The sequence below is a fragment of the Rubripirellula amarantea genome (genome assembly GCF_007859865.1).
In the GTDB taxonomy this organism is placed as follows: Bacteria; Planctomycetota; Planctomycetia; order Pirellulales; family Pirellulaceae; genus Rubripirellula; species Rubripirellula amarantea.
Map to the genome: position 1 here is coordinate 467,549 of NZ_SJPI01000003.1, position 24,432 is coordinate 491,980.

General features: G+C 52.0%; 18 protein-coding genes. 5 read left to right on the forward strand and 13 right to left on the reverse strand.

Annotated elements, in window-relative coordinates:
• Window positions 1–66 precede the first annotated feature (66 nt).
• The 3 genes from Pla22_RS21720 to Pla22_RS21730 form a co-directional block, all read right to left on the reverse strand.
• Window positions 67–792, reverse strand: coding sequence for an alpha/beta fold hydrolase (locus Pla22_RS21720; RefSeq protein WP_207310450.1), 726 nt, complete (start codon window positions 790–792; stop codon window positions 67–69).
• A 198-nt stretch (window positions 793–990) separates the two neighbouring features.
• Window positions 991–2,457: a DUF1501 domain-containing protein gene (locus tag Pla22_RS21725; protein WP_146516898.1), complete on the reverse strand. Its 1,467-nt coding sequence runs from the start codon at window positions 2,455–2,457 to the stop codon at window positions 991–993.
• Window positions 2,454–5,687, reverse strand: a complete 3,234-nt coding sequence (locus Pla22_RS21730) for a DUF1553 domain-containing protein (protein ID WP_146516899.1) — start codon at window positions 5,685–5,687, stop codon at window positions 2,454–2,456. The genes Pla22_RS21725 and Pla22_RS21730 overlap by 4 nt, the downstream gene beginning before the upstream one ends.
• Before the next feature lie 145 nt (window positions 5,688–5,832).
• Between Pla22_RS21730 and Pla22_RS21735 the strand changes: the two genes are divergently transcribed.
• Window positions 5,833–6,594, forward strand: a complete 762-nt coding sequence (locus Pla22_RS21735) for an AraC family transcriptional regulator (RefSeq protein WP_146516900.1) — start codon at window positions 5,833–5,835, stop codon at window positions 6,592–6,594.
• A 14-nt stretch (window positions 6,595–6,608) separates the two neighbouring features.
• Here Pla22_RS21735 and Pla22_RS21740 read toward each other — a convergent pair whose 3' ends face one another.
• The 10 genes from Pla22_RS21740 to eda all read right to left on the reverse strand — a co-directional run bounded on the left by Pla22_RS21740 (window position 6,609) and on the right by eda (window position 20,349).
• Window positions 6,609–7,988, reverse strand: a complete 1,380-nt coding sequence (locus Pla22_RS21740; RefSeq protein ID WP_242632240.1) for a glycoside hydrolase family 117 protein — start codon at window positions 7,986–7,988, stop codon at window positions 6,609–6,611.
• A complete protein-coding gene (locus Pla22_RS21745; RefSeq protein ID WP_242632241.1) occupies window positions 7,973–8,836 on the reverse strand; it encodes a LamG domain-containing protein in 864 nt (287 codons plus the stop codon). Before Pla22_RS21745 ends, Pla22_RS21740 begins: the two co-directional genes overlap by 16 nt.
• 140 nt (window positions 8,837–8,976) lie before the next feature.
• Window positions 8,977–10,392, reverse strand: a complete 1,416-nt coding sequence (locus Pla22_RS21750; protein WP_146516901.1) for a sulfatase-like hydrolase/transferase — start codon at window positions 10,390–10,392, stop codon at window positions 8,977–8,979.
• A gap of 2 nt (window positions 10,393–10,394) precedes the next feature.
• Window positions 10,395–11,726 (reverse strand): carboxypeptidase-like regulatory domain-containing protein, encoded by a 1,332-nt coding sequence (locus Pla22_RS21755; protein WP_242632242.1) that lies wholly within the window; start codon window positions 11,724–11,726, stop codon window positions 10,395–10,397.
• 106 nt (window positions 11,727–11,832) lie between these two features.
• Window positions 11,833–13,512, reverse strand: coding sequence for a sulfatase-like hydrolase/transferase (locus Pla22_RS21760; protein ID WP_207310452.1), 1,680 nt, complete (start codon window positions 13,510–13,512; stop codon window positions 11,833–11,835).
• Window positions 13,513–13,615: 103 nt separating this feature from the next.
• Complete coding sequence (locus tag Pla22_RS21765; protein WP_146516902.1) at window positions 13,616–15,721, reverse strand: beta-galactosidase; 2,106 nt, start codon at window positions 15,719–15,721, stop codon at window positions 13,616–13,618.
• A gap of 90 nt (window positions 15,722–15,811) precedes the next feature.
• Entirely contained in the window at window positions 15,812–16,606 is a 795-nt protein-coding gene (locus Pla22_RS21770) for a PEP-CTERM sorting domain-containing protein (RefSeq protein ID WP_165440784.1), read from the reverse strand.
• Window positions 16,607–16,885: 279 nt separating this feature from the next.
• Complete coding sequence (locus tag Pla22_RS21775) at window positions 16,886–18,061, reverse strand: glycoside hydrolase family 117 protein (RefSeq protein WP_242632243.1); 1,176 nt, start codon at window positions 18,059–18,061, stop codon at window positions 16,886–16,888.
• A gap of 451 nt (window positions 18,062–18,512) precedes the next feature.
• Window positions 18,513–19,616 carry a sugar kinase gene (locus Pla22_RS21780; RefSeq protein WP_146516904.1) on the reverse strand — a complete coding sequence of 368 codons (1,104 nt, stop codon included), beginning with the start codon at window positions 19,614–19,616 and terminating at the stop codon, window positions 18,513–18,515.
• 109 nt (window positions 19,617–19,725) lie between these two features.
• On the reverse strand, window positions 19,726–20,349 hold the full coding sequence (gene eda / locus Pla22_RS21785; RefSeq protein WP_207310453.1) for a bifunctional 4-hydroxy-2-oxoglutarate aldolase/2-dehydro-3-deoxy-phosphogluconate aldolase: 624 nt from the start codon (window positions 20,347–20,349) through the stop codon (window positions 19,726–19,728).
• 177 nt (window positions 20,350–20,526) lie between these two features.
• On the opposite strand from eda, the gene Pla22_RS21790 reads away from it, so the two are divergent.
• The 4 genes from Pla22_RS21790 to Pla22_RS21805 are packed head-to-tail and all read left to right on the forward strand — an operon-like array spanning window position 20,527 to window position 24,410.
• Window positions 20,527–21,129: a GntR family transcriptional regulator gene (locus Pla22_RS21790; protein ID WP_146516906.1), complete on the forward strand. Its 603-nt coding sequence runs from the start codon at window positions 20,527–20,529 to the stop codon at window positions 21,127–21,129.
• A gap of 47 nt (window positions 21,130–21,176) precedes the next feature.
• Complete coding sequence (locus Pla22_RS21795) at window positions 21,177–22,289, forward strand: L-rhamnose/proton symporter RhaT (RefSeq protein WP_146516907.1); 1,113 nt, start codon at window positions 21,177–21,179, stop codon at window positions 22,287–22,289.
• 9 nt (window positions 22,290–22,298) lie between these two features.
• A complete protein-coding gene (locus tag Pla22_RS21800; protein WP_146516908.1) occupies window positions 22,299–23,351 on the forward strand; it encodes an aldose epimerase family protein in 1,053 nt (350 codons plus the stop codon).
• 45 nt (window positions 23,352–23,396) lie between these two features.
• Window positions 23,397–24,410 carry a zinc-dependent alcohol dehydrogenase gene (locus Pla22_RS21805; protein WP_146516909.1) on the forward strand — a complete coding sequence of 338 codons (1,014 nt, stop codon included), beginning with the start codon at window positions 23,397–23,399 and terminating at the stop codon, window positions 24,408–24,410.
• Window positions 24,411–24,432: the final 22 nt, after the last annotated feature.

The window sequence follows — 24,432 nt, forward strand, 5'->3', positions numbered from 1 at the left end:
AGACATCATGTCGTTATCGTCTAGTCAACGCTGAGGCAGCACTTCATGATGCATGACTCTCGCCTTTTACTGCGGATCATTCAATGCTTTGACCAGAGCCGCAACCACATCACCGGGTCGACTGCGTTGTGGATTATGGTCCCATGAAAGAGACCGTACCGGCCATCCTCTCTGTTCGGCCCGCTGGTAGTAGAAGTATCGCTCATCAAGCTCCGGCTTGCCTCCATCAGCAAACAGCCAATAACTAGACGGAACATTCAATCTTTCAGGATTGTGCAATTCCAGTGGCTCTACCAATGTTGCCAGCGGGTGTGGCGTATCTCGCATCGGGTTCACCCAATCGACAGGGATCAACCAACCGTGACCATCTTTTTCAGCTCGATCGGTCAACTTCTGCTTTTGATCGGGATGGCGTGTTAGGTACGACTCTCCGTCCTCAAGCAGATGAGCGTCAAGATAGAGGACACGCGAAAGTCGCTCGGGAATAGCATCGACCACTCCTGACACGACAACACCACCGTAACTATGACCGATCAAGACAACGGAGGTGAGATCGTCAAATTCGATTGCATTCACCACGTCTTGAATGTGCGTTTTCAGGCCAACGTCAGGCGACGCAAGGTGCGAACGTTCACCAAGGCCAGTCAGGGAAACCCGATGCACATCCATTGCATGATCGTGAGTCAGCGAATCGGCCACCGACTTCCAGTGATGAACCCCACCCCAGGCGCCGTGCACGATCACGACCGTCATCTTTTGTTGAGCGTTTGCCTCGACCGAAACTATTGCCAAAAGTAGAACGCAACTGAAGAGACGCAGAGAAGATATAAGGCAGCGCAAAATCTTTTCCCAGAGTGCGGCGTGATGCGAAGATAAATCAATTGGTGATAGATTTTGATTATAGCCAATCAAACCTTCATCGCCGTATCTGGATTCGTGATCACGACGAAACCCGCAATGCAGTGACGGAAACTATTTTCAGGTGATGTGTTACGTGATCAATTCTTTCACAACATGACCATGCACGTCGGTAAGCCTGAAGTCGCGTCCTTGGTATCGATAGGTCAGACGTTCGTGATCGATTCCCATCTGGTGCAAGATCGTTGCATGCAGGTCGTGAATGTGAACTCCGTCGGAAACAAGGTTATAGCTAAACTCGTCAGTCTCTCCGTGGGTGTATCCCGCTTTCACACCCCCACCTGCCATCCACATCGTGAAGCAACGCGGATGGTGGTCGCGACCAAAGTTACCGGGAGTGATTTTCCCTTGGCAGTAACTCGTCCTGCCAAACTCGCCACCCCAGATCACGAGGGTGTCTTCAAGGAGTCCATGGTTCTTAAGGTCTTGGATAAGCCCAGCGGTTGGCTGATCCGTAATTCGGCAAGAATTCTTAATGGAACCAGGCAAGTTCGCATGGTGATCCCAACCGGGCTGGTACAACTGGATGAAACGAACGCCTCGTTGGGCCAATCGCCGAGCACGCAGGCAATTCGCCGCGAATGTTCCCGGCTGGTGCACTTCGTCACCGTAGAGTTCCAACGTTTCCTTCGATTCCCCCGAGATGTCGGTGACATCAGGAATTGACGTTTGCATTCGGAATGCCATCTCGTATTGGGCAATACGATTCTCGATTGCGGGATCACCGGTTTCTTCGTATTGCAATTGGTGCAACTTCGCGATTCCATCCAACGCACTTCGTCGCGACGATTGTCGAATTCCCTCGGGCGAATTCAGGTACAAAACTGCATCCTTATCCGAACGCAATTCAACGCCGTCGTACTTGCCCGGTAAAAACCCGCTGCCCCAAAGCCGAGCGAACAAAGGTTGGCCACCGCGCTGTTTCGAAACCATTACCACAAAGGCGGGTAGGTCTTCGTTCTCACTCCCCAGGCCGTACCATGACCACGCACCCATGCTCGGACGGCCCGGAAATTGAGACCCGGTTTGCATCATTGTGACACCGGGACCATGATTAATCGCCTCGGTGTTCATGGACTTGATCACGCACAAGTCGTCGGCGATCTTTGCGGTATGCGGAAGCAAATCGCTCATCCACAGCCCGCTTTCGCCATGCTGCGAGAACTTGAAGGGCGAACCAACGATCGGTAGGCTCGCTTGGTTGGCACTCATGCCCGTTAACCGTTGCCCTTTCCGAACCGAGTCGGGTAGCTCTTCTCCGTTGCGTTCGTTCAAAACCGGTTTGTAGTCGAACAGGTCCATCTGGGACGGAGCCCCCGATTGAAACAAGAAAATGACCCGCTTGGCTTTGGGCGCGTGATGCAACCCTTCGCGGATCGCGGCTTCCGCGGAAGCGGGGCTTCCGCTGGCTAAGTCTTGTTGCAGCAGACTCCCCAAAGCCATCGATCCGATACCGTAACCAAATCGGCTAAGCCATTGGCGACGCGAAAGTGGATGATGATCGTTTCCCGTACAGACGGGTGGAATTGACCTGTTCATTGGTGCCTCACGCATTCGTCAAGGTTCATGATGGAATTAACTAAGACCGTCGCTGCGGCCAACAAAGCGGGATCCGCATCCGTTTTCACGGAAGCTTGTCCAGTCTTCAAAAATTCGATAGCTAGTTCAGGATGCTTCGTAAACTCATCGAGTTGATCGCTGAACATCTCGACGAGTATTTCAGATTCTTGTTCGGTCGGTTCTCGCGAAGTAAGTTGCAAAAAGGCGTCACAAGATAAATCGTCCGCGTTGTCGCCATGCGCATCAATCAAGTGAGAAGCCATGACTCGCGAAGCTTCGATGAACTGTGGCCCATTGAGCAGGACCAGCGCTTGCAACGGCGTTTCGGTAACCTCGCGTTTCATCCGACACACTTCACGTGTTGGGGTGTTGAGGGTCATCATTACCGGAGCGGGCGAGGAACGTTTCCAGAATGTGTATAGACTTCGGCGATACAGTTTTTCGCCTTGGTCGATTTCCAGCGGCGTGTAGGCAAGCGCGAGGTCGTACGGCTTGACTGGCTCGCCACCGACCTGACTTTTCAACAGCCCGCTGGTCGCGAGAATGTTGTCGCGAATCATCTCGGCCGATAAACGTTCACCGCTGCCGCGAGCAAGAAATCGGTTAGTCGGATCCTTTGCTCGTTTTTCTTTTGATACCACCGAGCTTTGACGGTAAGTCGCCGACAAAGCCATTTTGCGGATCAGTGCGCGGACATCCCAACCAGACGACACGAAGTCACGCGCCAACCAGTCCAACAATTCGGGATGCGTCGGGTTCTCGCCCTGGTTACCAAAATCCTCGGGCGTTCGCACAAGTCCCTGGCCAAACATCAATTGCCAGTAACGGTTCACCGCGACACGCGAAGTCAGCGGATGATTCGGGGACGTCAACCATTGAGCAAGTCCGAGTCGATTGCGAGGCAATTCGTCATCCATGGGCGGAAGAACCGCTGGCGGACTCGGGGAAACGGGTTCGCCCTTCGCGTCATAAACACCGCGTTCAAGTAAGTAGGTTTGCCGAGGCACCTCATTCTCACGCATCACCATGATCGCCGGAATCTCATCCATCAACTTGTTAACCGCCACGCGTGCTTTGCGAAGCCCCTCACGCGACTCTGAACACGAAGGGTCAATGGCTAGCACATAGTATTCTTCCAACCAATCACGTTCTGCATCGCTGAGTTCGCTTTCAGGTTTAGCGATGAGCTCGTCCAATGATCTCCCATCGAACAGCTCTGCAACCTCGATCGCACTGACTTGGCGATCGAAGACTTTGAAACTATCAACCTTGCCATTTACAAAACCTCGATCCCGGTATCGCGAGCCAATCGCCAAATGATGCTGATCGTCCTTTTCGTAGCTATCAGCCCACTTGCTGATGTTTCGCGTCAGGTGATCTTCGACGATTGTCGTCGAAGCAAGTTTTCCGTCCAAGAAAATCTTCAGCCCCGATGCCCGACTGGATCCGTCATACGTTACCGCAACATGAATCCATCGCTCGTTGTCGATCGCCTCAGACGTCTCAACGGCAATCGCATCGCCGGGCCAGAAGTGACAAAGCTTTGCACTCAACTTGCCGCCTTCACGCGTCAATTCGTAACCGATCGAACCGGCGTCATCCCATCCTCGAGATCGTCGATAGATAACCGCCCGATTCTCGGACTCGGGGTTCCAAATCCAAAGCGAAAACGAAAAGGGATCGTGTCGTTCGAAGTAACCGACTTCAGGAATCTCAACGGGATCATCGCCGGTGAACTTCACTGCCTTGCCAACATGCCCGTCGACCAATTGGTTTGCGACAGGGCTGACGGCGTTCTTGCCCAAAGGATTGGCGAGGGCAAAGTTGTCCGGATCTACCTTTGCTTTCTCACCTTCTTTCTCGTCACTCGCAAAAGCTTTTAAACTATCTTCAAAGTCGAGTTCGGCCACCTTGCCGGGAATCAGGACTTCAACCTTGCGATCAGCCAACCACTTTGGAAAGGCGGTGCCAACAGACTTATTGATATCGCGATTCAGTACCGCTTCCGCATCCGAAAGCTTGTGCCGCAGTTCGTCGAGCTGACGTTTCTGCTCTGCACTGGGCAACGGCATCGCAGGCGTGGGGACGGCGTCGGTAAAGTACGAAATCAATCCGCGCTCGTCGATGTTGTCAAAGAAGGCGCTAAACGAGTAGTAGTCTTTGGCACTGAGAGGATCGTACTTATGGTCGTGACAACGACAGCACTCCATGGTCAAACCCAACATGGCTGTTCCGACTGTGTGCGTTCGGTCGGCCACGTTTTCCACACGAAACTCTTCCACCGCCACCCCGCCTTCGCGTTTATGGGAGTGCAGGCGATTGAATGTCGTCGCCAACATTTGCTCTCGCGTTGGATTGGGCAATAAGTCGCCGGCGAGTTGCCATGTAATGAATTGGTCGTAAGGCATGCCCGATTTAATTGCATCGATCACCCAGTCACGGTACGGCCAAACGAAGCGTTCGATGTCCTGTTGATAGCCATAGGAATCCGCGTACCTGGCAACGTCTAACCATTCGCTGGTCATCCGCTCGGCATAAGCGTCGCTAGCCAATAGACGATCTACGACTTTCGCGTCCGCGTCCGGAGTTTTGTCGGCAACGTAATCTTGAATTTCTTGCTTTGTAGGCGGCAAGCCCGTCAAATCAAATGTGACGCGACGCAGCCACTTGTTTTTGGGCGCTTCGTCAGCAGGTTTCAAGTCGTTCTCGACTAGCGTCTTTGCAATGAACTGATCAATTGGCCCTTTTTGCCACTCAGCTAGCTCCCCAAGTTCCGACTGCTCCGGTGTTTCAATCTTGTCAGGTAACGGCGTGAATGCCCAGTGAGCCTCGAAAGGAGCTCCTTGGAGGATCCATTGATCCAACGTTTCCTTTTCTTGCTCGGTCAATGGCTTCAAAGCATCGGAAGGAGGCATCGGGTTGTCTTCATCATGAATGCGAACATGCAGTTCACTCTGCTCGAGGTCACCAGGGACGATGCCAAAATAGCCTCCCAAATCAGCCGTCGCGTTCTCGAGGTTATCGACACGAAACTCGGACTCTTGATTCGCGGCATCGGGCCCGTGGCATTTGAAACAACGGTCTGACAATATCGGTCGGACATCACGGTTGAACGAAATATCCGCAGCGTTGACCGTACTAACTACCAGCACCAACGCACCGATCATTCGAGTTATCAAGAAGCATTCGAAGGTGAATCTGTTTTTCATGTCTAGCTTGCTGAACGCAGGATTTGTCGGCTCCACTGGCCCTCCTTTAACCGTGCGTCTAAAGGAAGATCCAACGCCTGTCATTGTCGTTTAGGGAATTCGATAAGTCTTGTATCCACGGACCCCGTTTTGGTACATTTTGACGATGCAAGGCAATTCACCCCCAAATCCACGCGACTTCCAGGATCAGTTTTTCCAACAAAACCCTGGTGTTCGCGAAGTATTCCGTTTGTACGAATACCTGCCATCGGTCCTCTTCTTTGCCAAGGATGCCGAGCATCGTTACATCGGCGTTAATAGCCGAACGTTGCATGACGTTTTCGGGATGCAAAGCGATACCGAATTGCTCGGACGAACGGACCTTGAATTTCAACCGCCCGCCCTCGCCGAGGCGTATCACGCGGAAGATCGACGCGTCATGGAAGGCGGCAAAATCATCGCAAACCAAGTTTGGTTGGTGCCGCACGTTGGCGGCACTCCCAAATGGTACGTGTCGACCAAGACTCCGTTGTTCGATCCCGAAGGCAACGCGATTGGAATCGCCGGTGCAATGTATCCCGTGGCTACGAAAGACGAGCAGTTGACGTTCTTCCAAGAACTATGGCCTGTCATTCAGCACATGGACAAGCACTACAACGAACCCATTTCGATGGCCGAGATGGCAAAGAAGGCGAACTTATCGACGACTCATTTCAATGCTCGCTTCCGAGCAATTCTTCGACTCTCACCTACCGAGTATGTGTTGTCCAGACGCGTCCAGCACGCCCAAAGGCTACTAACGCAAACCGAAATGAGCATCGTCGATATTGGCGCCGAGGTTGGCTTCTTTGATCAAAGTCACTTCACAAAACGTTTTCGACGAGTAACCGGCCTGACACCGCGCGGTTACCGAAAACGATTCAGGTAATACCTCGACGGATGTCAGTCACGCGACTGGCTCTTCTCCTCTGCCGAACGTAATACCTTCTCGCGTTCCTTACGATTGATCCGCTGCGCGTAGAACACGTCCGGTTTGTGAAAAACGTTGGTGTTCTTCATTCGCGGGTCATCGATGTCCAGACTCAGATCACAGTCAAAGCGAGCCAAAGTGCTGTGCTGAGTAGTGTGAGTTCCCGCGTTGGTGAAGTGCGATAATCCCCACGCGATTCCTCGACCGTCACCATCACTGGTAAACGCGTCGGGCACGTAAGGTCCACCGGCAATCGGAGGCAACGTGGTAACCGACGCAATTTCAAAATTGACGCCATCGGGTGCGTACTGGATGGTGTTCGCTTCATTGCCGTTGTGGATGAGCACCGCTGCGATACCTTCCTTGAAAGGAAAGAGCATCGTTTCGTGACCGGAGTTGAAAAGCGGATTGAGCGGATGTTTCGTGAACGGGCCCAAAGGATTGTCAGCAATAGCAAGCCCTGCTGCGACTAAGTACTCAGGCCGATCGCCAAATGCAGCTTTGAAGTACAGATAGATTTTTCCCTGGTAGACCAACGGGTATGGATCATGAATGGAATACTGGTCCCATTCGCCGGCATCACCGTTGGGAACGACTACTTGGTTGCATGCTGTCCAAGGCCCATCGGGTGAATCCGCATACGACGCCGTCACGGGACAATGGTCTCCCTTAGTACCACTGGCTTCCAAAAACCCTTGGTAGTAGAGGTAGTACTTGTCCTTCCACTTTAGGATGTCGGGGGTTGAGACAGATCGCCACCCTGGGTTCGGTTTGGGCGGCCGAGGCACTGCAATGCCTTGTTCTTCCCACGTGAATCCATCCTGGCTGGTCGCATACCAAATCTCGCATAAGTCCCAGTCAGTCGACGGGATCGTTTCGGTGCTACTCTTGGAACCTTGAGGTGGGACCGCCGTGTGACGCTTGGTGTACCAAACGTAGTATTTGCCGTTCTCGCGAATCACCTTTGACGGATCACGACGCGAAATCGTGCCATCACCGTCGTGATAATCCAATCCTTCAAGCTTTGTGTACTTAAAGCTCGAAAAGAGTTCGTTGTCCTCCGGCCTTGGTGTGAGGTACTGCGAATAGAGCCTTTCCATCGCCGCGCTCATGGGCCGATCGGGTTTGGTTTGCGGTATGTCCCAAGGAAACCCCTGCGCTTCAACGCGTCCGGTGCCAGTCAACGCTATAAACACGCCGGTAAGCAAAACCAGCATCTCATTACGCATCAATGATCGGAAACTTGCGGAAAGCCCACTCATAAGAATCTTTACCTTCAATATGTGTGAATGCCGACCAACAACGATCGGCAGCAGTTGCGATGATGCCGCTTCGGCTATTTGAGCTGCCATGTTCGAACCCAATCGTACTGCGTGGTGCGTTGGTCCCAATTTCCACTGGCAACAAGTCCACCATCGTCGGGAACGGGATTCCAGTCATACGTTTCGATTGCCATTTGATAATACGAGGGAACATTCCAATCCACGTTCGGCTTAATGGAGTACGTGTATTTTCCATCAAGATAGAAACGCACCTCTCGGGGCGACTTCCACCAGGCACCATAAACGTAGTAACGCTGCGAGTTCTTTGTTTCGGTAACCACTGAGTTTTGCAACTGTTCTTTTTCGGGTTGCTTCCTAGTCGCTCGACGAATCATGTTGGAATGAAAAATCTGGTTCCAGTTCTTTGCCCATCCGGCCGTTTGATCAGTGGTTCGCCCAACGCATTCTTGAATGTCTAGTTCAAGCCGTCGCGGACTATTAGGAGGTGTCATCAACCAAAATGTTGACGACATCTCGGTCGCATTGGCCTTCATTCGAGCCTCAAAGTACATCCCCACGTTGCCGGGATTTACCGATCGAATGATCGCTCCGTGATACTTAAATTCGTGACCATTGATCACCCTAGGCTCTTCAAGTTTGCCAACGGTGATTCTCAGATTTCCCTCTTCGACTACTGCTCCGCTTTCTTGAAAGAGACCTGGCGGTCGCCCGATCCAACCCCAACCATTCGCTGCCGGATCGGCGCTCCACTTACTTTTGTCTAGCTCGGTGCCATCGAAGTCATCCGAAAGCGATTCGACTCGTTGCCATTGCTTGTCGGTCGGCTTGGGGTCCTGCCCGTCATCAAAAAATGGTTGATCCGCAAACAGTTGCGTGCACACCAAAGTCATAAGAATCAAAACTAGATTTCGTTTCACGTTGCTACTCATCAAAGAATTAGAAAGTGGTTTGTGTTTTGTACGAAGTGTTCAGCTAGAAGGGCCGATCCTAATCAATCAAGATGCCTCGCCTAAGACAGCCAAACAAGAGCCTAAACATAATACTTCTAAACAGTCAATTATTTTCGATAGTCATCCATGCGCTTCATTGCAGCCCCCTCGTACTCTCGTTTGAGTTGCCATTGGGGGCGAACGAGTGTTAATTCCCATTCGAATAATTGTTCGTACATGGCTCTGACTTTGTCTGGATGCTGATCAGCAAGATTATCCGATTCTGCTATGTCCAAACTGATGTTGTACAACTCTGCTGGACGATCAGGAAAGCGGAGCAGTTTCCAGTCTCCGTCGCGTATCGCGGCTCGGGACTCCTTTTTCCAATAGAGCGTTTGATGAGGCCGAGCGTTGTCCCTCCCTTCGACAAAAGGGCGAAGGTCAACGCCATCAATCGGCTTTAGCTCACTCAAGTTCCCGCCCGCCGCGGCAACAAATGTTGGCAATAGATCGAGCATGCTAATCGGGTGAGTGTACTTCGATCCTGGCTTCGTAACGCCCGGCCAACGCATAAGAAACGGAACGCGTATGCCGCCTTCTAGATGATTTGCCTTCGTACCGCTTAGCGGAGAATTGTCGGACGCATTCGCATCGCTAGGGCCACCGTTATCATTGGTGAAGACAACGATGGTGTTCTGATCAAGATTCAATTCGTTAAGCTTGTCCAAGACGCGACCGCACGCGCGATCCATTGACAAAGTCATTGCCGCAAGCTGCCGTCGCTTTCCGCTTAGGTTCGGAAATTCCTTCAAATCACTGGCTTCCGCTTGCATCGGATTATGAACCGCGTTGAAGGAAAGTAACACGAAGAATGGTCGACTTTGATTTCGTTCAATGAACGCAACCGTTTCGTCCGCAAAAGCATCCGTCAAGTATTTCCCCGACTCGGCGAACTCTCCGAGCCCGCGTTCCAGCCGGTCTTCAGGTCGATGATTGAGGTTCCCCTCACCGAAGGCAAAGTAACTGCGAGCTCCACCACGGAAACCATAGAATTCGTCGAACCCGCGATTCATGGGATGAAAACGATCTGCGTTTCCTTGGTGCCATTTGCCGATCAGGGCCGTTCGATAACCTCGCGATTTCAAGTAATCCGCCACTGTCGCCTGATCGAGCGGAAGCCCCATCTCGTCGTCAGGCAGGCATGATTCGCTCATGTATCCAGGAACGTTGTTCTCTTCGAAACCAAAACGTTGCTGGTATCTTCCGGTCAACAGCCCTGCTCGCGATGGTCCGCAAACGGCAGCACTGACGTACGCTTGCTCGAACAGCATTGCCTGGTTCGCAAACGTGTCCAGCCGTGGCGATCGAATTTCACGACTCCCGTGAAATCCGAAATCCGCGTAGCCCGCGTCGTCGGCCAAGATCAAAACGATATTGGGTGGCTGGATATTGGGCGGCTGGATATTGGGTGGCTGAGCGCCGATTGCTGAGTAGAGAGGCGACAGAGCTACTGCCAATAGAATTGCCAAATAGTGCAAAGTCATTTTCATTTCTTTGGCTCTTCACTTACCTTTTCATACTTTTGAATGTACATCCAGCCTTTGGGACCCGCGTTCCACTTCAAAACGTGACTGAGTCCCCATTGAACGCCAGCGTGAGGAGTGTTCTCGGGCTCAGAAGGACGAAACAGGCCTGCCGCCTCAGGCATATCGATCGCGGAACCCATGATTTGGAAATTCAGTCCATCTTCGGCGTACTGAATTGTCTTTGCTTCCGGTCCATCTTGGTGTTGCAAAATGGCAATGCCATTTCCGTATTTCCAAACCATCACTTCGTGCCCGGTGTTGGTGATCGGATTGAACTCAGACTTCACAAACGGGCCCGTCGGATGATCAGCAACGGCGACGCCCCACTTCACCTGCTTCTTTAATCCACAGCACGGGTTACACCACTTCACGCAATCCTCGTTATCGAAGCAGTTACATTCACCTTTGTAGTACAAATAAAACTTGTCCTTGTAGTGAACCAAGCAAGGATCATGAACCGCATTGTTGTCGAAATACAGATCGTTCGTGTATGTCGGGGTCAGCACAGGATCCTTGATCTTTGTCCAGGGACCATCGGGAGATTTGGCCTTTGCCATGCCCACATAGTTGCGTCCAAACACGCCATCTAGATCTGCGGCGGCTTGGTAAATGAGATAGTAATCGTCTTGATGAACAAAGATCTCCGTCGTAAACACGGACTGATGATCAAACGCCCCCTCTGGACCTCGCGTGACCGCGGCCCCCTGTTCATCCCAGGTCTCGCCGTCCGTCGACGTCGCATAGTAGAGATCATTGAGATCCCATGGCGCAGTCTTGGTGGCATCATGAGTAAGACTATATGAGTACCAGACATAGTACTTGCCATTCGCGAATATGACTGAACTTGGATCACGACGAGTGAATTCTGGATCCGGAGCCAAGTCCCCCTTTAACAATGAATGCCGAAAACGAATGTTCCAATCTGGCCTCTCAGGGTTGTCAATTTCACAGCCATTGACGAGGTAACCTTCTTCGCGAATCGTGGCTGCACTCTTCCTTGCCTCTCGCAATGCAATGACGTGTTTTTGGTTTGGATCAACTTGCTGCTTCTGTTCGAACAGGTATCCATTCAGTTCGAATCGCAGCGTCTTCGTACGACGATCGCTCGCCAAGATCGCAAAGGCACCATCGTTGTCAGTCGTCGCAGTCAAATTGTCTTCCACCAACAACACCTCGACTCCTGAGAGTGGCTTTGATGTTGCGGCATCCGACACCATCCCTTCAAAACTCTGGGCCGTTGCCCAGGCATAGGAAAGGCAGATTGCGGAAATACACAAAACTTGTCGGATCATGGTGTCACGGAGTTGGTTGTGATGGAGAGAAAGATGTCAATGATCAATGTTTGCGGACAATGTTTGGCGAGAGCCACATCGAACTGCGTTCATAGCGAAATTGAATTCAAAACGGATCTTGAGGACGGAGCTTGATGATTTCAGCGTAGTCGACAATTCCGGAATCTTGTTTCCAAGTTTCGCAAAGTGCGGAAAGCTGCTGCACCAATTCGGGATGTGCGTCAGCCACGTTAGTCGTTTCCGCGGGATCACGTACGAGGTCATAGAGCTCGCGCACAACGCCTGGTTGCTTGAGGGTCTGCAAGTACCAACCCGGCTCTATCAACAATTTCCAGCGACCTTGATAAATCACGCTTTGCTGACCCTTGTCATTAAAGAACAAGGTTTCCTTGGCCGGTGCGGATTCACCCATCAGCGTGCTCAACATGCTACGTCCGTCAAGCCTCGTCGTTTTCTTCTCGCGGAAGGTTTCAGGGTAGTCTAGCCCGGCAACTTCCAAACATGTGGGCAACACATCTCCTACCCATGCTTGGTTGTCCGAGACGGTTCCCGGCTTGATGTGCTGGGGCCAAGCAGCAATGAAATGGGTCTTGGTACCACCTTCCCAAACAAGCGCCTTTGACCCGAAATAAGGCGTATTCATAAATCCGTCAACGTGCGACGCACAACCGTTATCGGACAAGTAAATGATCAAACTGTTTTGATGTTCACCCGACGCTTTCAGTGCATTGATCAGTCGTCCAACGTTCTCGTCAACTTTCTCCACCATTGCAGCGTGAACTGCTAGTTGCAGCCTAAAGGAGTCGAGTTTCTGCTGGGGCGTCCATCGCTTACGAGCACCGGCCGACCCGGGAAACAGCTGTTCCTCTTTTAGTTTCGTGATTCGATCTGTCGCCACCTTGCCCAAGTCCTGATAACGCGGCAAGTACTTTTGAACCAGTTTCTCTGGTGCTTGAAGCGGTTTGTGCGGAGCCCGATAGGCAACGTATAGAAAGAATGGTGGCTTGTCTTTCCCCGCTGCCCCCTGAATCATTTCGATGGCTCGATCCGTCACTCCATCCGTGTCGTAGAACGCTTTCGCCGTCTTGCCGTGATTCCTTCCGTATCGCCCGCCCGATTTGTCGGTGTAGCAGTGCATCGAATAGGTTCGTTCGAAACGAAGCTTCGCTGGTTGGTTGCCTTCCATGATGCGATGCGATTGGCCGGGCACAACAAAGAAGTTGTCTTGTGCCCCGTACAAGCCAAAGTATTCATCAAACCCGCGTTGGCTTGGCAAACCCAAGAAGTCCGATTCGATCTGTGATTCGGTAAGCTCCCACCCTGGGTGCGATTTCGACCATTCCTCCTGCATGGATTTGGATCCCCTCATCAAACTGCCGCCGAGATGCCACTTGCCCGACATCATCGTGTGGTAGCCCGCATTCTTAAGCACTTCAGGAAGCAGTGGAGTTTGATACGGCAGGCGACCGCGATGAGCAGGGAAGGGCATCTCTCGAGACCAATCACCCAGCGACCCACCACCAAAACCAACTTTCGCGCATTCCAATCCGCTTAACAGTGACGCCCTCGTTGGACTGCACCGACCATTCGAATAAAAATTGCTTAAACGAATGCCTTGTGCAGCCAATTCATCGATGTGAGGGGTATCGACCTCGCCGCCGTAGCATCCCAAGTCCGTGTACCCAGAATCATCCGACATGATCACAATCATGTTGGGCTTTTCTGAGGCCGATGCCAAACTGGGCAGCATCGCCAGCACGATCAACGCAATGTGATTCAAATTCATCTTGAGTGTTTATCTTTGTTTTACAACTGTTGGACTGCACCACTGCATTGAATCCAAGTTCAGTTTCGATTCGATTTGATCGCTCGCACGACGATCAAGTCAATCATTGGTTTGATCGAACCGAACGCACTTCGTAAATCTCATTGCCAATCTCGCGAGCCGCCTCGATTGTTTCTTGGTACGGGGTGTCGCAGTTGTCAACGAATCCCACTTGATAGTTTTCGCCATCGCCACGTCCAGCCGTTGGTTCGGACATGTATTGAAACCAATGAGTGCCGACGACTCGGGGATTGTTCAGGGCACTGTGGAGAAAAGCCTTGTAGCATTCGGCTCGGTGCTGCTGGTTTCTTGCCGGCACTTTAGTCGGATGAAACATCCCTCGATCAAGCGCGCCAAAATGAAACTCTCCGACCATGATTGGCTTGTCTTCACCTTCGGGCAACTTCAGATCAGCAATGCTGTAGCGGTACTGATTAAAGCTAACGACATCACAAAACTTCGAAGCGGCACGAAGTGCGATCTCGTTGTCCCAAATGAATCGACATCCTAAGTAGAGCTGATCGGGAGCAGCCTTCGCGAGTTCTGCCTTCACAGTCCCAAAGTATGTTTCTGAAAACTTCTTTGAAAACGCGAGTAAGTCTTCCCGCGACTTGTTCACATCAGGAGTCTCGGTTTGGGAAGTCAGCTCATCCCAACTCTGGTACTCCGTTCCCCATTGCTCGTTGAGCTTCTCGATCGCTTCGTACTTGGCTTTCAAGTCCTCGACAAAAACTTGCTTGGCGACTTGGTCGGCCGGACAAGCGAGTGTCCAAAGCGCGATCGCCTCATTGTTGCCCCAATACAGTTCGTTATCGACATAGAAGCCTATACACCATGGATCACCGATCGAAGCCTGGCAGGTTTTGATTCCTTCTACGACCGCCTCTCGAAACTGGGGGTCAAACACATCGACAAATTGGGTCCACATTTTTTGGGCCCCCTGAAGCGTCGGACAGTCTTCAGCCCGAAAGAACGCAGTGTAGGGCGTTCTATGTTGCAAGTAGACGTCCGGATCGGACCATGACGCAAGCGTATTCATCCCCCAACTACGCAGTCGAGTGTGAGCGAGGTTGGCGAAGTCGGCTTTCCAATCATCGCCATACTTGCGATACAGATTCGCCGTGTAAAAGTTGTAGGTTTCATAGGGAATGCGATCGGCGTAGAACCCGAACGCCCAATTGCTGCGAGCATAGAATTGCCCCAGCGGAGTTTCCTTATCCGGAAGGTTTCGGAAGTAACTCTCGCGATGTTCGGTTCCTGTTCCACCAAAACGAACCGCAACCGCATCGATCCCATGGGACCAAAACCGACATCCATCGGGATCAATGAGCCACCATGTTCCCTCATGCTTTTCAACTCGAAAGAACTTTGCGGGATCACGTTGCGGACCGTTGAGCCAACCACCGAAACGATTGAAGTTTTCGGGACCTGGGTGCTCCGCGAGATCCTTTTGTTCGTCTATCGCATGCTGGGCAAGTTGTTCATCGGAATGAATCTTGCCCGGCCATTCACCGTGTATGAACTGCCCATACTCGTCGATGAAAGGCAGGAAGCTATCCGCATCGAGTACCGTCACTGGCTTTTCGAATCGAATGTTATCGATCGTGAATTTGTGATCGGACTTCGGCATTCGCAGGAAGATGATTAGCTCCTTGATCTTCGCTGGATCGAGCGTCTGTTGCCCCGGCGCCGCATGCATGCCTTCAAGTTTGAGTGGCTTGGAAAATTGCCATGGGGTATGGGATAGATTCACTGACACAACCCGCGATTCACCTGGCTTGATGTAGGTCATCACGGTGATGCCTTTATCGAAACCGTTGCCGCCGGGATTATCCATCCGCACCCCGAGTTCAAATCCTTCATCACTTAAGTTAGTTAGATCGAATGCCAAACGTTGAAAGCTCGCACCATCCCAAAATTGGTTTTGCGGCCGAAGGGTAATTCCCGGCCAATCCGTTTTGTGTCCTGTATCGAGCTGAATCTTTCCTTTAGAAGCTGAATCAAGAAGCGAAACTTCGACGCCTCTCATTTCAATCTTTTCGCTGTAGTTTTCATCATTAAAATCGAACTGCAACTTCGTTGAAGAATTCGCTTGCGCGATCGCGGTCGAACAAAGAACTGCACTCGTCAGAACGAGCAATGCAAGAGAACTAAAGGAGCTGGTTGTCATGAACAGAATGCTTGAAAAGAAGTTTTGGAAAGAAAAACGCCTTGATCTATTTGGATCAAGGCGCATGCGTTTCCCTGGTTTGATTCGGGTCTAGCGGTTCTTACGACGCCGCTTGCATACTCCGATGCCAACACCAATCAATCCTAAAAGCGCGAAACTTGAAGGCTCGGGAACAGCAGCGGCACCCGAACTGACGCTGAATGAATCAACATTCCCGCTTTGATTGCCCTGCCATCTGAAACCGGCATAAGCTGCGCTCGCTCCGGACCACAAACCTGCATTGGCAATCGTGTAGTTGGTGACAGCTCCACCGTCAAAAGAAACTCCGACAGCAAACTCATTCGTTGTTGCTGTTCTGGTGATCGTGGTTGTGAAAGTATGGAAAGCGTCATCAAAGGCCACACCGGTGTCCACCTTCGACGCGTTGGCAAGAACAGGATCGCCCATAAAGAAATTGGTCCCTCCGTTGTTGAAGAACGTACCGCCACCAAGTAGCGGTTGACTGGTGGCTGCACTGTCGCCAATACCGAGCATCCACCGCCCATTGTTTTGGTTAATGTATGTGCCAAGAAATTGAGCATTCAGTGTCATCGTGATCGTCTTACCCAATGCAAGTTCACTGGTTAAGTCCGCTGAGGTGTCAACATGAACCGGACCTGCGGCATTGGTATGGCCGACAAGTCCAGCTCCACCTGAATCGACGATGTAGTGAGCGGCGTTAAAGGCGCTCCAGCCGTTTTGGCCAAGAATTGACCCATCTGCGAAAGCGGGAGAATTGCTATCGGAGAAGCTTGTCGAATAATTGACGACGGCAGCCGAAGCTGGGTCCATTACCAAGGCAGTTGTCAAAACGAATGCTGCCACTACAGCTATTGATTTGCTCATTGAATTGCTCATTGAATTGCTTTGCTCTTTCACGTTGCGCTAGAAGCGAATTGAGTTTGATCAAGGACGGTCATTACGCCCCCACAAACCGCTCACGAACACCAGAGAAACACCCCTTAACGGGTGCGATTGTAAACAATCTGCAATGCCATGCAACTACTATCCCCCCAGTTCGGCGAATTTTGACCAACCACCCGTTTCGCAGCGACCGTCCCCCTTACCACTCTCCTTAGCCTACGTTCCAACGATGCCTCCAATCCAGCGATCAAGTACACGGCCTTATTTCGCGACTTCACCCTTCGCCGTGTGGTGCTGAACGCGACGCGATGAAAACCGGCGAATCACCTGGTAGTTGCTTGTTCGGTACTCATGCGTCAGCCCCCAACGCAGAATCTCAGTGGGCTCTTTTTCGTTGTCAGCATCGCGGTTAAGCCCAATTGCGTGTGGCGCATCCTTGATCACTGACATGATCTCAAAATTGATTCCGTCGGGTGCCCACTGGATCGTGTTCTTCTCGGGACCGTCGGTTGTGATCAACGATGCAATTCCTCCGTTGTAAGGCCACACGCAAACTTCGTGACCACTGTTGCTAATTGGGTTGTAAGGGCTCTTGATGTAAGGTCCCTTCGGATTTTCTGCGATCGCCACACCATGACGAATTTGGCGTCCGCCAAACGTGATTGCCTCGCCCATCTGTTCGCCTTTGTAGTACAGATAGAACTTGCCTCGAAACGGAATGATGCAAGGGTCGTGGACCTTGTGGCTATCGAAGTCTCCCTTCTTCTTCACGCGAAAGCGATTTTGCTCTTCACCTTCCCAAATGCCATTATCGGCCGGCGATAGGATGGGCTCTTTGCTTTTCGTCCAAGGACCGTCGGGCGATTTTGACCAAGCCAAACCAATTTGGTTCTTTACGCGAATGGTGTAGGGCGACTTCACCGTTTGGTAACAAAGGTAGTACAGGTCGTCATGCTTCATGATCTCGCAAGTGAAAACTGAGCGATCGTCGTAGGCGCCCTTTTCTCCACGAGCAACTGCAAGACCTTCTTCTTTCCATGTCCATCCGTCAGGCGATGTCGCGTACCAAAGATCACAGCGATCCCATGGCCAAACCTTGTCATTTTCAACATCGCCGCCAAAGCCTTGGCTCGGCCCAGTGCTGCGTGAGTACCAGACGTAGTACTTGCCGTTCTCGCGGATCATAGCGCTAGGATCACGGCGAACGACGCCTTCTTCATAGGCTAGGTCGCCTTTCAGATCTTGCGTGTCGAACTGAATGAACCATTCGTTGCCGATATTAGGCCACTTCAATGCTCGTTTCGATGCGGCGCTAAGCTTGTCCGGATTAGTAATACCTAAGAAGTCAATCTGCTCGGGAGTCACTTGAAGGTTGTCCTGAGCGACGGTGCTCGAAGCAAGCAAGACAGTAAATGCAAACAGAAACAGTTTCATCATGAGTACTCAGTGAAGAAGTTCGTGCGTGATTCGCATGCCTCGGATCGTGACAAGAAACCACTGTGAAAAAATTGACGCCCCGGCTTAGCTAGGTCACTGGGCAAGTCACTCGGATCCACCGGACGCGGCCTATGCCAGCCGACATAAACACGTCCGCCCAAGTTAACTGTCAACAATACATAGGGTACAGAGTGGTCGTCAACGATGTTCCGGCGGTGATCAACAAGCCGTTTTCGACTGCGGAACCTGGGTCGGAACCTTCGATGAATGCATCGATACTGATGATCAATAGACGACAACAGACTTACGAAAGCTGTTGATCGATGCGCTAACATTGCCTCACTCAAATCGATACGCTGCAACCAAGCGTGTCCCCATCGCTACCAATGAGTATCTGTCTCTGCGACGAGATGCATCTTTGCAGCGACCGAGCGAGACACCTAGCAGCGGTTTAGCGAACGACGCGTGCACCACCGCCCGCCATCACTTTCTCCACTTCCTGGACCGTCACCATCGTGGTGTCGCCAGGCGTGGTCATTGCAAGTGCACCGTGTGCAGCGCCGTAGTTGACTGCTTTCTTAGGGTCTTCCGTGGTTAAGAATCCATAGATCAACCCGCTGGCGAAGCTGTCACCACCACCGACGCGGTCCAGAATTTCGAGTTCCGGAAAGGCTTGGGATTCGCAGAATTCGCCGTCGTACCAAACGATTGCACTCCAATCATTAACGGTCGCCGAGTGAACTTCGCGAAGCGTGGTTCCGGTCGCCAAAAAGTTAGGGAACTCGGTGACAGCGCGTTCAATCATTTGCTTGAACTTTTCAACGTCGATATTGCTCAAATTTTCGTCCACACCCTCAACTTCAAGTCCAAGGCATGCCGTAAAGTCTTCCTCGTTGCCAATCATCACATCAACGGATTTGGCAATCCGTCGATTCACTTCTTGCGCTTTCTCGTGGCCGCCGATCCCCTTCCACAACGACGGTCGGTAATTGAGATCGTAGCTAACCACGGTGCCGTGCTTTCTCGCGCACTCAACCGCTTCGATCACGACATCGGGCGTGCTATCGCTAAGCGCTGCGTATATTCCTCCGGTATGAAACCAGCGGACGCCAAGTTCGCCGAACAAGTAATCCCAATCGACATCGCCTCGCTTAAGTTGACTTGCGGCGGTCAACCCTCGATCGGGACAACCGACGGCACCGCGAATACCAAAACCGCGTTCGGTAAAGTTCAAACCGTTACGGACCGTGCGTCCAAGTCCATCGTAGGGAACCCATTTGACGAAACTCATATCGACGCCACCCTGAAGAATCAAATCTTCAGCAAGTCGCCCGATTTCGTTGTCGGCAAAAGCACTCACCAGGGCAGTGCGAAGCCCGAAGCACCGACGCAATCCGCGAGCCACGTTGTACTCGCCGCCACCTTCCCAGACCTGGAACTGACGAGCGGTTCGAATCCGCGTTTCACCTGGATCGAGCCGAATCATGACTTCGCCTAGCGAAACAAGGTCAAAGCGGCATTCTTCAGCAGGCTTAATCGAGAGCTTACGAGACATCAAAGGTTCGGAAAAAATGAGTAGAGAGAAATCAACACAAGAAAATTATCAACAAAACGGATCAGCTTAAATCCTTCGCATCGCATGCCGTCCCGCTAGCCAAACATCGCTACGCGTTATTGCGGCAGGACGAAACAGCTTCGGCTGTCAATCGCTGAATCTCATCAAAACTTCCCGAGCTGATCAACTCGGGCTTGACCATCCAACTGCCACCACAAGCGAGCACCGAGGAAAGACTTAGGTAGCTGGCAATGTTCGATGCGTTGATACCACCGGTAGGAATGAATCGCATATCACCGTAGGGCCCCTGCAGCGTTTTAATCATCTTGACCCCACCGATCTGCTCAGCAGGAAAGAACTTTACGACCGTGAGCCCCATTTCAATGGCGGACTCCAAGTCGGTTGGACTCGAGACACCGGGATAGATCGGCATCGAGTGGTCTAAGCACCACTGGACTGTCCTCGGGTTGAAGCCGGGTGAAACCACAAAACTAGCCCCTGCATCGGCGACCATCTTGGCTTGATCGACACTATGGACGGTTCCCGCCCCAACGATGAAACCATCGCGTGATGAAAGGGCGGCGATGGCATCGATACCGGCTTGCGTCCGCAACGTGATTTCGGCAATGGGTAGCCCGCCCGCTTCTAAAGCGTCGGCAAGCGGTCCAGCGTCCGCAGAGTTCTCGATTGCGACCACTGGAAGAATTCCCATTCTTTCAATCGCAGATTCCATGTTCGCCTTCATTGTGCTCTATAACTCGTTTAAACTTTTGCCCACTGGCCTCGAAAAGCCGGGATTGATTGCCACAACGATGCTACCAGAGTTGTAACTTGGTGCACCCGAGGCTACCATGTTAACAATTAACATGCGTGCCAGGTAGGCGTTTGACTACTTTAAGGAGATTCTCTGATGACTTTGCCTCCGCAAACCGTGCGTGAACAGATCACCAATCGCCTTCGTGACGATTTAGTCTCGGGTCGATTCGAAGCCGGATCGATGCTCCGAGAAATTGAATTGGCAGGTCGCTTTGGTGTGAGCCGAGGCCCCGTGCGAGATGCGTTCATTCAACTTTCGCACGAAGGGTATCTATCTTACTACGCCAACCGTGGCGTGATGGTACGTCACCCACCGAATCCTGATGATCGAAAATTCATCACGTCGATCCGGCGTCAAATTGAAGCGTACGCCATCGAAAAAGGCGTCCCCAATCTCACCGATGATAACTTGAAGAAGGTGGCTTCTAGTCTAGAGAAACTTAAGTCCGCTTGCGATGGTGGCGAAGCAACCTCGATCGCGCTTTGCGACGTCGAGTTCCACGAAGCAATCATGAAAGCATGCGGCGGCGAAGACTTGGTAGGCGCTTGGCGGCAACTGTGTTCACGGATGCTTTTGACTTACACCCGACACGACGACTACGACCAAACTTATCGCGAGCACTTAGACATTTTTAATGCACTGAGTGAACGAAACGCTGAAGCAGCGATTGCGGCGATTGACGCAAACATCAAATAAGCTTTCGACGAAAGCTACAGGCAACCTTCTCTCAGGACTATACATTTATGTTCATCGGTATTTCGGCGGCCCTTCTTGCCGGAGCCATGCTCGGGCTCTACGCGCTTCCCGGCAAGTACACATCGGATTTTGAGGAAGAGAACAAATGGAGCATGTTTTTCGTGCTCACGATGTTTGTCGTCCCCTTGGTCGCAACATTGACCCTGATGAAAGGTGTCGGCAATATCTACTCAGGAATCGACGCGGGAATCCTGATGATCATGATCGTGTCGAGCTTCTTGTGGGGCGTCGGTGTGATGATGTGGGGCAAGGCGATTGACCACATCGGTCTGTCCCTCGGCTTCTCACTTTTCATCGGAACTGTGATTTTGGTCGGTAGTGTGCTGCCCCTAGGTATCGCAATTTCTAAAGGGCAACCACTTCCTTCTACTCCCGCAATGATTGCGATCCTTAGCGGCATCGCGATTGTGTTACTCGGTGTGCTCTCCAACGGTCGAGCGGGCCTGACTCGCGAAGCCGATGAAGTCGCTTTGAAAGCCGCCGAAGACGCCGCGAGTGGCGACAGTGAATCAGTAAAGCCGAAGTCTTATGCCTTGGGTATCTTCATCGCTGTTTTTGGCGGCCTGCTCGCGACCGGCTTCAACGTCGCGTTTACATACGGCGCGGGACCGCTTGGCGACGCGGTCGAAGCAAACGGAAACCCCGGCTGGATGACCGCGATGGCAGTGATGCTGCCCGTTTTCCTAAGCGGTGGCGTCGTGATGACGTTCTACTTCCTCTATCAACTCTCGCAAAAGAAGGCTTGGGGCAAGTTTAAGACTCCCGCATTGGGAAAGAACTTTGTGCTGATCCTAATCATGGCAGTCTTTCACTACGCTGCCTCGGCGATATATGCGTTCGCGGCCGATTCCTTGGGTCCCAACGGTCCCGTGGTTGTCTACGCAATCTTCAACACCACCTGCCTTGTCGTCGCCGTGATCAGTGGCATCCTCACCGGCGAATGGACCAAAGCATCACCGGCGGCTCGTCGCTGGCTGTACACCGGATTGGCGTGCATGGTGATCGGCGTCTTGGTCCTTGCCTTTGGACAAACGCTAGACCAGGAAGCCGCCGAAGTGGCTTGTCTGTCATTCGCCCGTCACCTTGTCATTGTTGGATAGGCCAAACTTATGAAAATTTCCAAAGCACCGTTCGGTGAATTCGAAGGCAAAGCGGTTGATCTATTCACGCTGGAAAACGACAACGGCGTGACGATGAAGATCACCACTTACGGTGGGACCGTGACTTCGATCGTAACGCCAGACAAGGATGGCAATCTAAGTGACATCGTTTGCGGTTTTGATTCGCTCGACAGTTACTTTGCCGACGAATACAAAACAAACTCGCCTTACTTTGGCTGCCTTGTTGGCCGCTACGCAGCACGCATCAAAGACGGCAAGTTCACCGTCGATGGCACCGAGCACCAAGTAGCCACCAATGATGGCCCCAACCACTTACACGGAGGAGTGAAGGGCTTCGACAAGCGGGTTTGGGACGTCGCTAGCACATCGGAGGATTCCGATTCGGTGGCTTTGAAGCTCTCACTTAATAGCGCGGACGGCGAAGAAGCCTTTCCCGGAAATCTAAACGTGGTGGTCGAATACCGTCTTACCAACGACAACGAAATACGTATTAACTATCAAGCGGAAACCGACAAAACCACGCCGGTCTCACTGACCAATCACACATATTTCAACTTAAACGGATTCAAGGACAAGGTTCTCGATCACGTCTTGCACCTGAAAAGCGATCGCGTCCTCGTACCTGATGAAACGAATGTTCCAGTTGGTGACGAAGAGTCGGTGGCCGGCACCGCGGCTGACTTTAACGAACCCAAACGAATTGGCGATGCCTTCGACGAGCTACCGCTTGGCTTCGAACACTTCTATGCCTTCAGCAAACCAGTGGGCGCACTGGAGAAGGTTGCTGAAGTTACGGAACCAACCTCAGGCCGCAAGCTTGAAGTCCTTTCAACCGAACCCGGCACGCTCCTCTATACCGGGCGATACACGTCGGACAATCTGAAGCGAGAAAACGGTGACCAGTTCGGCCAATTCCGAGCTTTCTGTATCGAAACGTCCAAGTACCCCAACGGCCCCAACATCGACAACGCTCCCAAGAGCGTTTTGAAGCCGGGCGAAAAATATGACGAAACGACGGTTTACAAACTCAGTTGGGCTTAGCCGATCAACGGTCGCCCATTCACCTAACCTTTAACCCAACCTTCCATGAAATCAGCTCAGTACAAAGGCGACCGTACCGTCGCGGTCGGCACCAGTGAAGCCATCAAACCCGGCCCCGGTGAGGCTCGCCTAGAAGTAGCCTATTGCGGTATTTGCGGTACCGACATCCACATCTTTCACGGCGCCATGGACCAACGAGTCCACATGCCGCAAATCATCGGACACGAAGCGTCCGCCGTCGTTGCCGAGATTGGCGAAGGAGTCACAAGTGTCGCGGTTGGCGATCGCGTTGCCGTGCGTCCTTTAAAGTTTGGTGAGCCATCGAGTTTTGACAACGGATTTGCGCACGTCGGCAAAAACTTGAAGTTCATCGGGATTGATATGCCTGGTGGGATGCAGTCGTCATGGACTGTCCCCGCTTACACGCTCCACCAACTCCCAGAGACCTTGAACTTGCAACACGGGGCGATGATTGAACCCGCCGCTGTCGCCTGCCACGATGTACGTCTAGGCGAAGTCAAAGCTGGTGAAACTTGCGTTGTCATCGGAGGCGGTCCGATTGGACTATTAATTGCCCTGGTTGCAATCGACAAGGGCGCCACCGTGATACTATCGGAAGTCAACCAAACTCGATTGGACTTGGCGGAAACGCTCGGCATCAAGGTTGTCAATCCAATGAACCAAAATCTTCCCGATGCGGTTCGCGAAATGACGAACGGAAAGATGGCCGACTGTGTCTTTGAAGTGTCAGGCTCCGCTCCCGGAGTGGAGGTCATGACTGAACTGCCTAACGTTCGTGGTCGTATCGTGATGGTTGCGATTCACCCGCAGCCCAAGCCAGTCAACCTGTTTAAGTTCTTCTGGTCCGAAATCAAGATGATCGGCGCTCGACTTTACGAAGAGCAAGATTTCGACGAAGCAATTCAACTGGCCGCCAGCGGTAAACTGCATCTCGACAAACTCATCACCAAAATTAGTCCGATCGACCAAGTCCAAGAGACCTTCGAGGCAATCGACGCCAATCCCGATGGCATCAAGTACTTGATCCAATGCAGCTAACTCATCACCAATATTCACGATA

What these genes read in the sequence shown, in the direction of transcription:
- Pla22_RS21725 (WP_146516898.1), bottom strand. Translation starts at nt 2,457, where the DNA reads ATGAACAGGTCAATTCCACCCGTCTGTACGGGAAACGATCATCATCCA.
- Pla22_RS21730 (WP_146516899.1), bottom strand. Translation starts at nt 5,687, where the DNA reads ATGAAAAACAGATTCACCTTCGAATGCTTCTTGATAACTCGAATGATC.
- Pla22_RS21735 (WP_146516900.1), top strand. Translation starts at nt 5,833, where the DNA reads ATGCAAGGCAATTCACCCCCAAATCCACGCGACTTCCAGGATCAGTTT.
- Pla22_RS21740 (WP_242632240.1), bottom strand. Translation starts at nt 7,988, where the DNA reads ATGGCAGCTCAAATAGCCGAAGCGGCATCATCGCAACTGCTGCCGATC.
- Pla22_RS21750 (WP_146516901.1), bottom strand. Translation starts at nt 10,392, where the DNA reads ATGACTTTGCACTATTTGGCAATTCTATTGGCAGTAGCTCTGTCGCCT.
- Pla22_RS21755 (WP_242632242.1), bottom strand. Translation starts at nt 11,726, where the DNA reads ATGATCCGACAAGTTTTGTGTATTTCCGCAATCTGCCTTTCCTATGCC.
- Pla22_RS21760 (WP_207310452.1), bottom strand. Translation starts at nt 13,512, where the DNA reads ATGAATTTGAATCACATTGCGTTGATCGTGCTGGCGATGCTGCCCAGT.
- Pla22_RS21765 (WP_146516902.1), bottom strand. Translation starts at nt 15,721, where the DNA reads ATGACAACCAGCTCCTTTAGTTCTCTTGCATTGCTCGTTCTGACGAGT.
- Pla22_RS21770 (WP_165440784.1), bottom strand. Translation starts at nt 16,606, where the DNA reads ATGAGCAAATCAATAGCTGTAGTGGCAGCATTCGTTTTGACAACTGCC.
- Pla22_RS21775 (WP_242632243.1), bottom strand. Translation starts at nt 18,061, where the DNA reads ATGATGAAACTGTTTCTGTTTGCATTTACTGTCTTGCTTGCTTCGAGC.
- Pla22_RS21780 (WP_146516904.1), bottom strand. Translation starts at nt 19,616, where the DNA reads ATGTCTCGTAAGCTCTCGATTAAGCCTGCTGAAGAATGCCGCTTTGAC.
- eda (WP_207310453.1), bottom strand. Translation starts at nt 20,349, where the DNA reads ATGGAATCTGCGATTGAAAGAATGGGAATTCTTCCAGTGGTCGCAATC.
- Pla22_RS21790 (WP_146516906.1), top strand. Translation starts at nt 20,527, where the DNA reads ATGACTTTGCCTCCGCAAACCGTGCGTGAACAGATCACCAATCGCCTT.
- Pla22_RS21795 (WP_146516907.1), top strand. Translation starts at nt 21,177, where the DNA reads ATGTTCATCGGTATTTCGGCGGCCCTTCTTGCCGGAGCCATGCTCGGG.
- Pla22_RS21800 (WP_146516908.1), top strand. Translation starts at nt 22,299, where the DNA reads ATGAAAATTTCCAAAGCACCGTTCGGTGAATTCGAAGGCAAAGCGGTT.
- Pla22_RS21805 (WP_146516909.1), top strand. Translation starts at nt 23,397, where the DNA reads ATGAAATCAGCTCAGTACAAAGGCGACCGTACCGTCGCGGTCGGCACC.